Annotated in this window: 10 protein-coding genes and 2 other RNA genes; 2 read left to right on the forward strand and 10 right to left on the reverse strand. The window is 64.4% G+C overall.

Annotated features, from left to right (window positions below; all coding sequences use genetic code 11):
• Positions 1-108: 108 nt before the first annotated feature.
• Positions 109-2,778 (forward strand): TonB-dependent receptor, encoded by a 2,670-nt coding sequence (locus tag ACCQ15_RS03690; protein ID WP_372381231.1) that lies wholly within the window; start codon positions 109-111, stop codon positions 2,776-2,778.
• 47 nt (positions 2,779-2,825) lie between these two features.
• Here the strand turns inward: ACCQ15_RS03690 and ACCQ15_RS03695 are convergent.
• The 10 genes from ACCQ15_RS03695 to ACCQ15_RS03740 form a co-directional block, all read right to left on the reverse strand.
• A non-coding RNA gene (locus ACCQ15_RS03695) (sX9 sRNA) lies at positions 2,826-2,901 on the reverse strand.
• A gap of 196 nt (positions 2,902-3,097) precedes the next feature.
• On the reverse strand, positions 3,098-4,330 hold the full coding sequence (locus ACCQ15_RS03700) for a multifunctional CCA addition/repair protein (protein WP_372381232.1): 1,233 nt from the start codon (positions 4,328-4,330) through the stop codon (positions 3,098-3,100).
• Positions 4,331-4,487: 157 nt separating this feature from the next.
• Positions 4,488-6,158: a choline dehydrogenase gene (gene betA / locus ACCQ15_RS03705; protein WP_209261679.1), complete on the reverse strand. Its 1,671-nt coding sequence runs from the start codon at positions 6,156-6,158 to the stop codon at positions 4,488-4,490.
• Positions 6,159-6,284: 126 nt separating this feature from the next.
• Complete coding sequence (betB, locus tag ACCQ15_RS03710) at positions 6,285-7,757, reverse strand: betaine-aldehyde dehydrogenase (protein ID WP_372381233.1); 1,473 nt, start codon at positions 7,755-7,757, stop codon at positions 6,285-6,287.
• A 40-nt stretch (positions 7,758-7,797) separates the two neighbouring features.
• Positions 7,798-9,777, reverse strand: coding sequence for a choline BCCT transporter BetT (betT, locus tag ACCQ15_RS03715; protein WP_372381234.1), 1,980 nt, complete (start codon positions 9,775-9,777; stop codon positions 7,798-7,800).
• Positions 9,778-9,920: 143 nt separating this feature from the next.
• A non-coding RNA gene (locus tag ACCQ15_RS03720) (sX9 sRNA) lies at positions 9,921-9,996 on the reverse strand.
• 62 nt (positions 9,997-10,058) lie between these two features.
• Complete coding sequence (locus ACCQ15_RS03725; protein WP_010377815.1) at positions 10,059-10,796, reverse strand: endonuclease/exonuclease/phosphatase family protein; 738 nt, start codon at positions 10,794-10,796, stop codon at positions 10,059-10,061.
• 49 nt (positions 10,797-10,845) lie between these two features.
• Positions 10,846-11,661 (reverse strand): thiol:disulfide interchange protein DsbA/DsbL, encoded by an 816-nt coding sequence (locus ACCQ15_RS03730; protein WP_008576756.1) that lies wholly within the window; start codon positions 11,659-11,661, stop codon positions 10,846-10,848.
• A 91-nt stretch (positions 11,662-11,752) separates the two neighbouring features.
• Entirely contained in the window at positions 11,753-12,403 is a 651-nt protein-coding gene (locus ACCQ15_RS03735; protein WP_008576757.1) for a thiol:disulfide interchange protein DsbA/DsbL, read from the reverse strand.
• A gap of 93 nt (positions 12,404-12,496) precedes the next feature.
• Positions 12,497-13,294 carry a c-type cytochrome gene (locus ACCQ15_RS03740; protein WP_162300941.1) on the reverse strand — a complete coding sequence of 266 codons (798 nt, stop codon included), beginning with the start codon at positions 13,292-13,294 and terminating at the stop codon, positions 12,497-12,499.
• A 143-nt stretch (positions 13,295-13,437) separates the two neighbouring features.
• Here ACCQ15_RS03740 and yihA point away from each other — a divergent pair, with 143 nt between their 5' ends.
• Positions 13,438-14,061, forward strand: a complete 624-nt coding sequence (yihA, locus tag ACCQ15_RS03745; protein WP_209261680.1) for a ribosome biogenesis GTP-binding protein YihA/YsxC — start codon at positions 13,438-13,440, stop codon at positions 14,059-14,061.
• Positions 14,062-14,250: the final 189 nt, after the last annotated feature.

Below are 14,250 nucleotides of genomic sequence, written 5' to 3' on the forward strand. Positions count from 1 at the left end.
AGTTGTTCGTATCCGGCACAGGGGACGGATCACGGGCATGGCACGCGCGTCGCGCGCCGTTGTGCAACCAGGCGGTTGCCATCCGACATCAGTGATGAGGTCCACGCAATGCTGTTTTCCCGTCTGTTCGCGTCATCCCCTTGTGTTCCGGTATCTGCGTCCGTCAACCCACTGCGCCGCTCATCATTGAGTGCTGCTGTCAGGCGCCTGCTCATGGGTGGCGCCAGCCTGGCCTGCATCGCAAGCCTTCCCGCATTTGCGCAGGAGCAGCCCGCACCCGCGCAACAACAGACACCACCACAAACCAGTCCCTCGGTCTCCACCCTGGACGAAATCAAGGTGGTGGGTTACCAGGCCAGCCTGGGCAAGGCGCTCAACGTCAAGCGCAACGCCGATGCGATCGTCGATGCGATCAGCGCCGAGGATATCGGCAAGTTTCCCGATACCAATGTTGCCGAATCGCTGTCGCGGTTGTCCGGCATCACGGTGGACAGGCAATTCGGCGAGGGCGAAAAAGTCAGCATCCTCGGTACCGATCCTGCGCTCAATCGCGTGCTGCTCAATGGTCAGACCATTGCATCGACCAGCTGGGGCGGAGACCCCAACGACCCGGACAGCCGCTCGTTCAACTACAGCACGCTGGCACCGGAAGTGGTCGGCCTGATGAAGGTCTATAAGACGCCCGAAGCGCGCATCGACGAAGGCTCCATCGGCGGCACCGTGATCGTGCATACGCGCAAACCGCTCGATCTGGATCGCAATACGCTCACCGGCACGGTGAGTTATGGCTACAACGATCGTTCCGACGAAGGCAAGCCGAACGCATCGGCGCTGTATAGCTGGAAGAATCAGGACCAAACGTTGGGCGTGCTTGCCTCGGTGATGCATTCGCAGCGCGTTCTGCGCCGCGACGGCGTGGAAATTTTCGGCTACGACAATGTGCAGGGCGCCGGGTTTCCGCCCGGTGTGGTTGGCAACAACACCGGCGTGTTTCCGACGTCGATCAACACGGCGTTATTCCAGCAGACGCGCAAGCGCGACGGTGTCAGCGCGGCGCTGCAATGGAAGCCGGACAGCGATTTCGAGCTCAACCTGACCGGTTTGTACGTCAAGGAAAGCTTCGACAACTACAACCAGAGCCGCTACGGCTACTGGGGCTCGACGCCCGGCGATGCGCAGGCCTTGGGCTTCGAAAACGGTATCGCCACTTCGGGTACCTTTGGCGATCAGTCCAACACCTATCTCGACGGCTATCTGCGCAATAGCCAGGTCAGCACCGGCAGCATCCACTTGCGCACCGACTGGCATGGCGAGGGTTGGAACGCCTCCAGCCAGGTGGGCTACACCAGTTCGCAAGGCGGCGCCGAGCGTATCTACGGCATCCAGTTCCGCAATCTGGCTGGCTACAGCTACGCCATCGACGGGCGCCGGACCGCGATGGACTACAGCACCGATCCCACCAATGCGGCGGCGATGCAGCTCAACAACGCCTCGGCCAGCCATAGCCCGCAATACGACAAGGAGCGCTATCTGCAGCTGGATTTCGATCATGCGGTGGAGTGGGGGCCATTCACGCAGATCCTCACCGGCATCAAGCTCACCAATCACGCCACCGGGCAATCGTCCTATAGCCGTACCTGGACCCCGAACGATGGCAGCACGCTGGCGGCATTCTCGCCGGGTACCACGCCGTCGGGCTATCTGGATGGGCTGTCGACCAGCACCGACATGCAACGCTGGTCGACCATCAACAGCGGTGCGATCGGTCGGTATATCGGCGAATTGGAAGGCGATGATGGGTTGCCCATCAGCTATGCGGGCAACTACAGCATCCAGGAGCAGAACCGTGCGTGGTTCCTGCAAGGCAATTTCTCCGGCGAGCGGTATCGCGGCAACATCGGCGTGCGCTATGTGCACTCACGCGATTCCACCGATGGCTACAGCTATGCGCCGGGCGGCGGCTACACACCGGTCAACTTTCTCAGCAGCTACGGCAAATGGCTGCCTTCGTTCAATATTGCCTACGACCTGCGCGACGATCTGATGCTGCGGTTTGCCGCCTCCAAAGTGATCGCGCGGCCGCGCTACACCAACATGACGCCGTACGTGGCCACCGACGACACCACGCTGACGGCCTCGACGGGGAACCCAGGACTGAGTCCATACGAGTCGACCAATCTCGGTGCATCGCTGGAGTGGTATTTCTCCGACAGCAGCTTGCTCAGTGGCGAATTCTTCTCGCGCGATATCTCCAACTACATCCTCACTACCGTGCAGGACCGTGTGTTCTTCAACAACGCTACCGGCGGCTCAAGCACCTACCAGACATCCGTGCCCACCAACGCCGGCGATGCCACGGTGCGCGGTGTGGCGCTCAATCTGCAGCACAATTTCGGCAATGGCTTCGGCGTGGTGGCCAACTACACCTATTCCGATTCCAACACCGACGGCGACTACAGCCTGCCGTACAACTCGCGCAATGCCTACAACATCAGCCCGTACTACGAGCAGGGCAAGTGGAGCGCACGGGTAAACCTGGGGTGGCGCTCGGAATACTTCACCCAGATTGGCCGGCTCAACGGGCAGCAGATGACCGACGCGTTTACGCAGGTAGATGCATCATTCGGCTACCAGGCCACCGAGCGGCTGCGCGTGGCGCTGGAAGCCACCAACCTGCTGGATGAAACCTATTTCAGCTACATCGGCAACAAGAACCAGCCGTACTACATCTACAAGAACGGTCGCTCTTTCATGTTGAGCCTGAATTTCAAGCTGTGATGCCCGGCCGGGGCGGCTGCTCGTGTGTAGCCGCCTTGGTTTAGAGCGGCTAACAAAACGTCGCGAGCAGTCGTCAGGCGGGTGCGGACGGCGCACAGGAACCGCAGTGTACGAGTGGTACATGAGGATTCCGAGCACCGGCCGCGCCCGCCTTGCGGCTGCGCAGTAGTTTTGTTAGCTGCTCTTAACGGCGTAAATCAGATCTCCAATACATCACTGACTTCGAATGGGCAGGTTTCGGTCCATGGGGTGCTGCAATTCCGTCCTTGCTCGCGTCCCCACATCGCGTCGCACCTGGACACAGGTGCGCGACATGCAGCTATGCACCGATCCGTCGCGCTGCCGCAATCGCGGCAATGCGCGCCTTTGTCAGTGCCTCGCCGATCTGCGGCCCTTGCAGACCTTCAGCCGCCAGATTTCGCGCATTGATCGCCAGCGCGGCGGCATGTAGCCGTTTGAGTGCTTCGCCCTGCGGGTACGCGGCTTCTTCACTGCCCAGACGGCCACGCTTGTCGGCTTCGCAGACCAGTGCCAGCTGCGCGATACGCTCCGGGCGGCGAAACGCATCGCAGCGCACCAGCAGCTCGTGCAGGGTGCGGTCGCGCAGCTCGGCCAGGCGATGCACGTTCAAGTGTTCGCGGCAGGCGATGATGGCAAGTTGCCGAAAGTCCTGCGGCACCTTGAGCCGCTCGCACAGCGCCTGCAATGGCGCCACGCCGCGTTGTTCGTGCATGACGTGGCGCGGCCATTCCTCAGGTGGTGTGAGTGCCTTGCCCAGATCGTGGGTCAGTGCGGCAAAGCCCACCAGCGCATCGCCGGGCGCGAGACGTGCCGCCATATCGCTGACCATTTCCTGGTGAATGCCCGTGTCGACCTCCGGATGGAATTCGGCGCGCTGCGGCACGCCGTACAGCGTATCGACTTCCGGCAGGATGACCCGCAGCGCATCGGTGTCGTGCAGCGTGCGCAGGAACGCCGAGGGCTGCGCGCAGCTCAATGCGCGCCGCAGCTCCTGCCACACGCGCTCCGGCACCAGGCTATCGAGTTCGCCGCTGGCGGCCATGTCCCGCATCAATGCCGCAGTTTCAGCAGCGACAGTGAAGCCCAGCGGTGCCAGCCGCGCCATGAAGCGCGCGGCACGCAACACGCGCACGGGATCTTCGACAAACGCCGGACCGACATGCCGCAAGACGCGCGCCTGCAGATCACGCGCACCGTTGTACGGGTCGAACAACTCACCCGTCTCCTCATCGCGCGCGATCGCGTTGATGGTGAAGTCGCGGCGTAGCAGGTCTTCTTCCAGGGTCACCGATGGGTCGGCGTCCACCACGAAGCCGCGATATCCGCGGCCGGATTTGCGCTCGGTACGCGCCAATGCGTATTCCTCGCCACTGCGCGGGTGCAGGAACACCGGGAAATCCTTGCCGACCGGCTTGAACCCCTGCGCTTCCATCTGCGCCTGATCGGCGCCAACCACCACCCAGTCGCGGTCGCCAGCCGGCTGCTCAAGCAATGCATCGCGGACTGCGCCGCCAACGAGATAGATCTTCATCAGCGCATGATGCCCGAGCAATCATGCGCCTGTCTGTGCGCTCTCCCGGCTGCTTGCGGGACCACTGGCGGCGAGGACGCCGCCAACGCGCTCATGGAAGGGTTCACGGTACATGCAAAAAGGGTTAGGGCACCGCACGCTCGACCCGGAGAAAAGGTCACCCGCGCACAGGTGCATCGCCAGCGATGTAGTAATCGGCGGTGCTGCGCGGCAATGGGGGGCGACCGCGCATGCGGTCGGCGATTTTCTCGGCAATCATGATGGTGGTGGCGTTGAGGTTGCCGGTGATGATGCGCGGCATGATCGAGGCGTCGATCACGCGCAGGCCCTCCATGCCGTGCACGCGGCCCTGGCCGTCCACCACCGCCATGTCGTCGGTGCCCATCGCGCAGGAGCAGGAGGGGTGATAGGCGGTTTCAGCGCGAGAGCGGACGAATGCGTCCAGCTCCGCATCGGTCTTGCAGTCCGCACTGGGGCTGATCTCGCGGCCGCGGTAGGGGTCTAGCGCCGGTTGCGCGATGATCTCGCGGGTGATGCGGATCGCGTCGCGGAATTCCTGCCAGTCCTGGTCGGTGGATTGGTAGTTGAACAGGATCGAAGGATGCTGGCGCGGGTCGCGCGATTTGGCGTGCACACGCCCGCGGCTGGGTGTGCGCATCGAGCCGACGTGCGCTTGGAAGCCGTGCTCCTTGACGGCATTGCTGCCGTTGTAATTGATGGCCACCGGGAGGAAGTGGTACTGGATGTTGGGCCAGTCGAATTCCTCGCGCGTGCGGATGAAGCCGCCGGCTTCGAACTGATTGCTGGCGCCGGTGCCGGTACCGGCAAACAACCATTCCGCGCCGATCGCAGGCTGGTTCCACCACTGCAATGCCGGATACAAGGACACCGGCTTGGTGCATGCGTACTGGATATACACCTCCAGGTGGTCCTGCAGGTTCTGGCCGACGCCGGGCAGGTCGTGCACCAGTTGCACATCGAGTGCGCGCAGCAGATCGGGTGCGCCTACGCCGGAGCGTTGCAGCAGCTGCGGCGAGGCGATCGCACCCGCGCACACCAGCACTTCGCGGCGTGCATGCGCATCGATTCCTTCGCTGCTGTTGCCCACCAGGTAATGCACGCCGATGGCACGCTTGCCTGCAAACAAAATGCGGTCGGTGGTGGCATGGGTGACGATATGCAGGCCATCGCGCGGCTTGGCCATGTCCAGGTAACCGCGCGCGGTGCTGGCGCGGCGCCCGCGTGGCGTCACCGTGCGGTCCATCGGTCCGAAGCCTTCCTGCTGGTAGCCATTGAGATCGTCGGTACGCGGGTAGCCTGCCTGTACGCCTGCCTCGACCATGGCATGGAACAACACGTTGTTGTCGTTCTTCGGCGTTGCCACGCTCACTGGACCGTCGCCGCCGTGATAGTCGTTGGCGCCGATGTCGCGCGTCTCTGCCTTGCGGAAGTACGGCAGGACATCGCGGTAGCTCCAGTCCTCCAGGCCGGGGCGCTTGGCCCAATGATCGAAGTCCAGTGCATTGCCGCGGATGTAGCACATGCCGTTGATCAGCGACGAACCGCCCAGGCCCTTGCCGCGACCGCATTCCATGCGCCGGTTGTCCATATAGGGTTCCGGCTCGGTTTCATAGGCCCAGTTGTAGCGACGTCCCTGCAACGGAAAAGCCAGTGCTGCCGGCATCTGCGTGCGGAAATCCATGCGGTAATCCGGCCCGCCGGCTTCGAGCAGCAGCACGGTCACGCCGGGATCTTCGGTCAGGCGTGCCGCCAGCACGTTGCCTGCCGAGCCGGCGCCGATGATGATGTAGTCGTATTCGCGTTGCATGGTGTTCTCCTGATGCGATAACGGTGCGGTGGCGGTCAAGGCATACGGCACAGACGCAAGCGTGCTCCCGGGGAGCGATAGCGGCGCGTTATTGCCACCACGCTTGCGTGCGCTGGCTCTCTGCCCTCAGAACACCGACGCGTAACGTTCCAGTTCGATCTGGACCGATTTGGTGCGCGTGTAGGCCTGCAAGGTCGCCAGGCCGTTTTCGCGCCCCACGCCCGACTGCTTGTAGCCGCCCACCGGCATCGGTGCCGGCGATTCGCCCCAGGTGTTGACCCAGCAGATGCCCGCTTCCAGGCGATGGATCAGCCGATGTGCACGCGCCAGATCCGGCGTGACCACGCCTGCAGCCAGCCCATACGTGGTGGCGTTGGCGCGCGTCACCGCTTCGTCTTCGTCGTCGTAGGTGAGCAGGCTCAGGACCGGCCCGAAGATTTCCTCGCGCACGATGGTCATTACATCGGTGCAATCGCTGAAGATGGTCGGCGCCACGTAATAGCCCTGCGCCAGTGCGCCGTCTTGCAGGCGCTCGCCGCCGCACAGCAGACGTGCGCCTTCGGCCTTGCCCTGTTCGATATGCTCCAGCACGCGCTGCATATGCGCGGCGCTGACCAGCGGACCGAAGGTGGTGCGCTCATCGAGCGGATCGCCGATATGGATCCGTTGCACGCGGGCCAGCAGACGCGCTTCGAATGCATGACGCAAGGCGCGCGGCACGAACACGCGGGTACCGTTGGTGCACACCTGCCCGGAGCTGTAGAAGTTGGCCATCATGGCGATGTCGGCCGCCAGGTCCAGGTCGGCATCGGCGCAGACGATCAGCGGCGACTTGCCGCCCAGCTCCATGGTCACCTCCTTCAGCGACGAACTCGATGCGCTGGCCATCACCTTGCGGCCGGTGGCGGTGCCGCCGGTGAAGCTGATCTTTTCGATCTGCCGATGTTCGGTGAGCGCCGTGCCCACGCTGGCGCCATCGCCGGGCAACACATTGAACACGCCATCGGGCAGGCCGGCCTCGGTAAAGATTTCGGCCAGTTTCAGCGCGGTGAGCGGGGTGACTTCGCTGGGTTTGAAGATCATCGCGTTACCGGCGGCCAGGGCGGGCGCGGCTTTCCACAGCGCGATCTGGATGGGGTAATTCCACGCGCCGATCGCACCCACAACGCCCAGCGGTTCGTGGCGCGTGTAGAAAAAGCTGCCTTCGCGCAAGGGCACCTGCGCGCCCTGCAGCGCCTGCGCAACGCCAGCGTAATACTCCAGCACGTCGGCTCCGGTGACCACATCCACGCTGCGGGTCTCGCTCACCGGCTTGCCGGTGTTGAGCGTTTCCAATTCCGCCAGCGCATCGTTGCGCTCGCGCAGCAACGCCACCGCACGCAGCAAAATGCGCGAGCGCTCCACCGTCGTCAGGGCCGCCCATTGTCGCTGGCCTGCCTGCGCGCTATCGACCGCGGCATCCAGATCGTCGGCACCGGCATTGTGCACGTTGGCCAGCACTTCACCGGTGGCGGGGTTGACCACTTCGAACGTGTGGCCGCCGCGAGCGGGAACATAACGGCCGCCGATATACAGCAACTGGTCGGAAAAACGTGGCATGACAAACCTCCTGTGGGACGGTCGCCGCAGCGACGCACCTTCAGCGGGTGAGGTGCAGAAACTGCAGGTGACGTTCGTATTGATCGATGATGTCGTTGATGATCTGTTCGCGGCTGTAGCCCACCAGGTCGTAGTCCTGGCTGCCTTCGTACAGGTAGACCTCGGCGCGGTAGTAGCGCTGGTTGCGGAAGCGCTGCGCGGCAAACGACGGGGTCAGATAGCCGCGCATCACGATTTGATAGCGGAAACCCTGCTGTTCGCCATGATCGACGCTGATTTCCATGTCGCCGTCGTCGATGCGGCTGCTGACCTTCCAGCCTTCCTCCTGCAGCTGTGCGGTGACCGCTTCGATGGCCGGGCGCACCTGGTCGTGCATGAAGCGATACACCTCATCGCGCGCCGGGAAGTGCATCGCCTGGCCCAACCGCTGGCGCCAGCCGCCGTGATGACGCGATTGCCCGATCAAGGGGCTGGGGCTGTAAAGCTGCGCGCGTTTGCGCTGCGATTCTTCGCTGAGGGCGCGTGACAGGCCCCAGGCCATCAGCAGCAGCACTGCAGAGAATGGCAGCGACGCCAGCACCACCGCCGATTTCAGGGCGTCCATGCTGCCGGCCAGCAACAAGCCTGCCGTGACCACGGCAGTGAGCACGCCCCAGAACACGCGCAGCCAGCGCGGGCCATCGTCGTGCGGTTCGCCGCCGTGGGAGGAGAGCGTGGACAACACCACCGTGCCGGAATCGGCAGAGGTCACGAAGAACACGAAACTGATCGCCACCGTGACCGTGATCACCGTGCGGCTCCAGGGGTAACTCTGCAGCAGGGAATACAACACCGTCTGCGGTGCATCGATGGCCTGCTGCGCCCATGCTGCCTGGCCGTGATGCAGCAGCTGATCCAGCGCGCTGTTGCCGAAGATCGACAGCCACGCCAGGGTAAACCCGAGCGGGATCAGCAATACCCCCAACACGAATTCGCGAATGGTGCGGCCGCGCGAGATGCGCGCGATGAACAGCCCGACGAACGGCGCCCAGCCGATCCACCAGGCCCAATAGAACACCGTCCAGTTGCCCAGCCAATCGGCGCGGCCACCGTAGGCATACACGTCGAAACTCTTGTTGACCACGCTGCCCAGGTAGTCGCCCAGATTCTGCATCAGCGCATTGAGCAGGTACTGCGTCGGGCCGGCGAACAGCATGAACAACAGCAGCGCAATGGCCAGCAGCATGTTGATGTCCGACATCCAGCGCACGCCTTTTTCGACGCCGGACACCGCCACCACGATGGCCGCGCCCATCATCGCCACGATCAGCGCCACCTGCACCCAGTGCGTATGCGGCACGTCCATCAAGGTGCTCAGGCCGGCGTTGAGATGCAGCACGCCAAAGCCCATGTCCGCGCCCAGGCCGAACACGGTGGCCACGATGCCCAACGCATCCACGGTATAGCCGATCGGCCCGTTGATGCGTTTGCCGATCAGCGGGTACAACGCCGAGCGCAACGCCAGCGGCAGGTTATGGCGGAAGGCAAAATACGCCAGCGCCATGGCGGCCAGTGCGAACACGCCCCAACCGTGCATGCCCCAATGCAGGAACAGCACCTGCATCGCCTGTCGCGCGGACGCCTCGCCACTGCCGGTACCGCCCTGGGGCGGTTGCAGATAATGCGTGAGCGGTTCGGAGACGCAGAAGAAGAACAGCGTGATGCTGATGCCGGCGGCGAACAGCATGCCGGCCCAGGAGAGATAACTGAATTCCGGCTCGTCGTGATCGGCGCCGAGCTTGATGTTGCCGTAGCTGGACAGGGCCGTGGCCAGCACGAACACCAGATACAGCGTCATCGCCAGCAGGTAATACCAGCCGACATTGCGCGACGCCCAGGTCTGCGCATCCAGCAGCACACGCCCCGATTCCAGCGGAAACAACGACACCAGCAAGGCAAACGTGCACACGACCGTGGCAGCCAGCACGAACACCGGGCGCAGGGTGCGTACCGGCAAGGTGTGCGGCGCTGTCGCACTCATGGCAACGCACTCATACGCTGCGTATCACGTGTTGTGCTCCCAGCGAAAAACCGCCTGCGTTATCGCACAGGCGGTGTCGAGGGGGCGTCAGCGGTCGAGTTCGCCAATGCGAACCCGTTGTCACTTTTCCGGTTGCTTGAAGCGGCCAGCACAACGTAGCGAGCAGTCGTTAGGTGGGCGTGGGCGGCGCGCTCAAAACCGGAGTGTACGAGCGGTAAGCGCCGATTCCGAGCACCGGCCGCGCCCGCCTGGCGGCTGCGCAGTCGTTGTGTTGGCTGCTCTTAACGCAGCAATTGCCTTGGCACGCGGATATCCATGCCCACCGCCAGGTGATCTGAAAACGCGGCCGGAATGGCTTCGGTATGTTCGATCACCAGGCTGTCGCTGACCAGGATGTGGTCGATCGCCCGGTCCGGACGCCAGCTGGGAAAGGTGTGCACCTCGCAACTGGGCGGTTGCAGACGGGTATGGCGATAGAGCGACTGCATCTCCGGGCGATCGGCCATGCAATTGAAATCGCCCATCAACATCGCGTTGGGATGGTCGGACAACAGTTCGGCGATGAAGGCCAACTGCGCCATACGCGAATTGGCGCCCAGCGACAGATGCGCCACCGCCACGGCCAGGCCATCGCGGCCCTCACCGAATTTCGCCAGCAGGATGCCGCGCCCGCCGATGCGGCCGGGCAGGGCGTGGTCCTGCACTTCCACCGGTTCCAGCTTGCTCAACAAGCCGTTGGCGCTGGAGGCCACCCCGCCCATGCGGCGGTTGGGTTGGTGGCTCCAGTAATCGAAACCGGCGCGCTCGGCCAGATAGTGGGTCTGGTTGGTGAAACCCGAGCGCAGGCTGCCGGGGTCTGCCTCCTGCAGGCCGACGATGTCGCGTTCGCCGACCAGCTTGGCGATGCTGTCCAGGCTGGTGCGCTTGCTGCCCAGCGGCAACGCGTGCGACCAGCTACGCGTCACATAGTCACTGTAACGGCGGGTGCTGGAACCGGCCTGGATATTGGCGGTCAGCACCCGCAGGGTGCGCGAGTCCGAAGCGTTCACGACGTTGCGTTCGCGCGACTCACTTGGCCAGCGTGGCGCGTTCGCGCGCGATCAGGTGATCGGCAATGCGCAGCATGTCCGGGAAGCTCTGGCCCTTGACCAGGTACTTGCCGTTGATGATCAGCGACGGAGTGCCGGTGATCTTGCTGCGGGTGGCGAACTGCTTGGCGCGGTTGGTCTTGGCCGAGACGCCGAAGCTGCTCATGGTGTCGATGAAGGTCTTCTGGTCCACGCCGTACTTGGCATAGAACGCGGCGATGTCCTGCACCGAATCCTTGCCGCGCTCGCCCTTGAGGGTCTGGTCGACGTGGATGGCCTTGTACAAGGCCTCGTGGGTCTTTTCCTGCACGCCCAGGGTTTCGGCGGCATAGAAGGCGCGGCCGTAGTCATCCCAGGTGCCACCGAACATGGCCGGCACATAGACAAAATGCACGTCCGACGGCAAACCGGCCTTCCACGGCCCGATCAGCGGCTGGAACGCGTTGCAGGCAGGGCAGACATAGCCGAAGACTTCGGCCACTTCGATCTTGCCGGCGGCCTGTTGGTAGGGCTGGCCAGCGTCGATGTCCAGATAATCGGTGCCGGCGACCGGCTCGGGGCCATTGGGTGCACGCGGGGCAGCGCTGGGCGCGGCGGGCGGTTGAGTGGTGGCGCTTTCGCCGACTGCAGGCGGAGCGGCCGGGTCTGCGGCCGGGGTAGCGGCAGCAGGCGCGGGCGCCGTTTCGGCAGCTGGGGTGGTGGCGGCAGGTGCGGTGTCGGACGAACCGTCCTGCGCCTTGCAGGCGACCAGGATCGGCAACAGCGCCATCAGCGTCAGGGCGAAGCGTGTCTTCATCGGATTGGATCTCCAGCGTGGGGCGAGAAAAGGGCCGGACGGCCGCGGGGCGCATGATGCCACGCGCGGCCGTCGCTGGCGGTTATGCGGTTCAGCGCTTGGCCGGCGCGGCGTGCTCGCGGGCGATCAGGTAGTCGGCAATGCGCAACATGTCCGGGTAATTGCGTGCGCCGATCAGGTAGCGGCCGTTGACGATGATGGCCGGCGTGCCGGGAATCTTGCTGCGCAGCGCGAACTCGCGCGCGGCCTTGAGCTTGGCCTCCACCGCCTCGCTCTTGTAGGTCTCGATGAAGCGCTGCTGCGGGATTCCGTAACCGGCATAGAACGCGGCCAGTTCTTCGGGCGCCACGTTCTGGGTGGGCACGGTCTGCTTTTCATGGATGGCGTCGAACATGGCGCGATGGCTGCGCTTGGCCACGCCCAGGATGTCGGCGGCAAAGTAGGCGCGCGCAAACGCGTCCCAGAAGCCACCGAAGGCGGCCGGTACCGGGGTGAAGCGTACGTATGCCGGCTGCTTGGCCACCCAGGCTTCCAGCACTGGTTCGAAATGTGCGCAATGCGGGCAGGTGTAGCCGAAGACTTCGGTCACTTCGACCTTGCCGGCCAGCGGGGCGTACGGCTGGCCGCCGTCGATCAGGGTGTAGTCCTCGCCTTCGACCGGCGCGGCTTTCTTGTCGGCGGCGCAGGCCACCAGCGGCAACAGGAACATCAACAGCAGGGGCAGACGGGAAAGCAATTTCATGCGGGCTCCGTGGGGGCGAGGGGAGAGCGGTAAACGACGACGCCGGTCGCGGGACCGGCGTCGTGAAGCGGCGTGGCGACGGCAGGGATCAGATCACGAACGTGCAGGCGCTCCTGCAGGTGGCTGCGCCGCTGCCGCGTCGTCGGCACGATCATGCAGGCCTTGCAGATAGCTGGCCAGCGCCTGGATCTCCTGCTCGGTCAGCGGATGCGCCACTTGCGCCATGATATTGAACAGCGCCGGATTGCGCTCCTGGGTGGTGCCGGCCTGGTATTCCTTCAGGCGCCGCGCCACGTAGTCGGCATGCTGTCCGCCCAGGCGCGGATAGGCCGGGCCCGGATTGCCGCCGCCCGATGGCCCATGGCAGGCCATGCAGGCCGGCACGCCGCGGGCGATGTCGCCGCCGCGGTAGAGCTTCTCGCCGACCTCGTAGAACTTCATGCCCTGGTAGGGGCCCTCGGCGATCGCCGCGTCGTCGGCGACACCGGCGGAGGCCTTCTGGGTGGCGAAGTAGGCGCCCAGGTCGCGCATGTCCTGCGCGGTGAGGTCCTTGACGAAGGGCACCATCACCGCCGACATCCCGGTATTACGTTCGCCGCTGGCAATCAACGCCACCTGATGCGCCACGTAGCGCTCGGTTTGCCCGGCAATGCGCGGGTACATCGCCACTGCCGGATTGCCGTCCGGTCCATGGCAGGCTGCGCAGGCAGCAGCCTTGGTCTGGCCGGCCTTGGCATCTCCCCAGGTGGTCTTGGCCAGGTCCACCTCCAGCGGCGCAACGCGTACCGGCGGCGGATCGGGGATCGGCGTGACTGCCGATTGCGCAAACGCCACGGCCGCAATGACCGGTACGGCGAGTGCGGCGAGGACTAGCACACGAGCATGGCGCATCAGCTAAAGCTCCGTATGGACCCGGCCCGCGCGCGTTGGGTACTGGCAGTGGCAGGCGTGCTTCGATTATCGACACGCCTTTGCGCCAGGGTCAACGAACAGTGCAGCAAAACTGCCGGGCCCGAACGTGCGATCCTAGGCGGATGTCGCTTCTTATCGAACAAGCCCGCTACCACCTGTCCGCCCACAACGCCCGGCAATTGCCCGACGATGGCGGCTACGAGGTGGCCTTTGCCGGCCGCTCCAACGCCGGAAAATCCAGCGCGCTCAATGCGCTGACCCGCCAGAACGCGCTGGCGCGCGTGTCCAAGACCCCCGGCCGCACCCAGCAGCTGGTGTTCTTCCAGATCCAGCCCGAGCGCTACCTGGTGGATCTGCCCGGTTACGGCTACGCCAAGGTGCCGCAGGACCTGCAGGCGCACTGGCAGGCCTTCATCGACCGCTATTTCCGCACCCGCGAGGCGCTGCGCGGGCTGGTGGTGGTGATGGATATCCGCCACCCGCTGAAGGACTACGACCTGCAGATGCTCGGCTATGCCGCCGAACGCGGCCTGCCCGCGCATGGTTTGCTGACCAAGGCCGACAAGCTCGGCCGTGGCCAGCAGATGCAGACCCTGCAGAAGGTCAAGAAGGAAGTGACCTCGCGCTTTGGCGACAGCGTGACGGTGCAGACCTACTCGGGCGAATCGCGCCAGGGTGTGGACGAATTGCGCGCAATTGTCGGTGCTTGGCTGGGACTGGATGTGGAAACCGCTGCGGCCGAATGATGCCGTGCAACACGAGTGTCGGGCGTGGGTGGATGCCCAGCGCCTCGTCACGACGGCAGACTTCGGTCTGCCGTTTGCGTTTCCAGCGGCAGTGATCGGTGGGTCGCCTGCGCAGCGATGCGCGGTCTGAGCATTGCGTAGGGGCGCGCATGGCAACGCTTGCGGTGATGACCGGGCTGTGTCGGACGA

The organism is Xanthomonas sp. NCPPB 1754 (assembly GCF_041475725.2).
GTDB lineage: Bacteria > Pseudomonadota > Gammaproteobacteria > Xanthomonadales > Xanthomonadaceae > Xanthomonas > Xanthomonas euvesicatoria.

What these genes read in the sequence shown, in the direction of transcription:
- ACCQ15_RS03690 (WP_372381231.1), top strand. Translation starts at nt 109, where the DNA reads ATGCTGTTTTCCCGTCTGTTCGCGTCATCCCCTTGTGTTCCGGTATCT.
- ACCQ15_RS03700 (WP_372381232.1), bottom strand. Translation starts at nt 4,330, where the DNA reads ATGAAGATCTATCTCGTTGGCGGCGCAGTCCGCGATGCATTGCTTGAG.
- betA (WP_209261679.1), bottom strand. Translation starts at nt 6,158, where the DNA reads ATGCAACGCGAATACGACTACATCATCATCGGCGCCGGCTCGGCAGGC.
- betB (WP_372381233.1), bottom strand. Translation starts at nt 7,757, where the DNA reads ATGCCACGTTTTTCCGACCAGTTGCTGTATATCGGCGGCCGTTATGTT.
- betT (WP_372381234.1), bottom strand. Translation starts at nt 9,777, where the DNA reads ATGAGTGCGACAGCGCCGCACACCTTGCCGGTACGCACCCTGCGCCCG.
- ACCQ15_RS03730 (WP_008576756.1), bottom strand. Translation starts at nt 11,661, where the DNA reads ATGAAGACACGCTTCGCCCTGACGCTGATGGCGCTGTTGCCGATCCTG.
- ACCQ15_RS03735 (WP_008576757.1), bottom strand. Translation starts at nt 12,403, where the DNA reads ATGAAATTGCTTTCCCGTCTGCCCCTGCTGTTGATGTTCCTGTTGCCG.
- ACCQ15_RS03740 (WP_162300941.1), bottom strand. Translation starts at nt 13,294, where the DNA reads ATGCGCCATGCTCGTGTGCTAGTCCTCGCCGCACTCGCCGTACCGGTC.
- yihA (WP_209261680.1), top strand. Translation starts at nt 13,438, where the DNA reads ATGTCGCTTCTTATCGAACAAGCCCGCTACCACCTGTCCGCCCACAAC.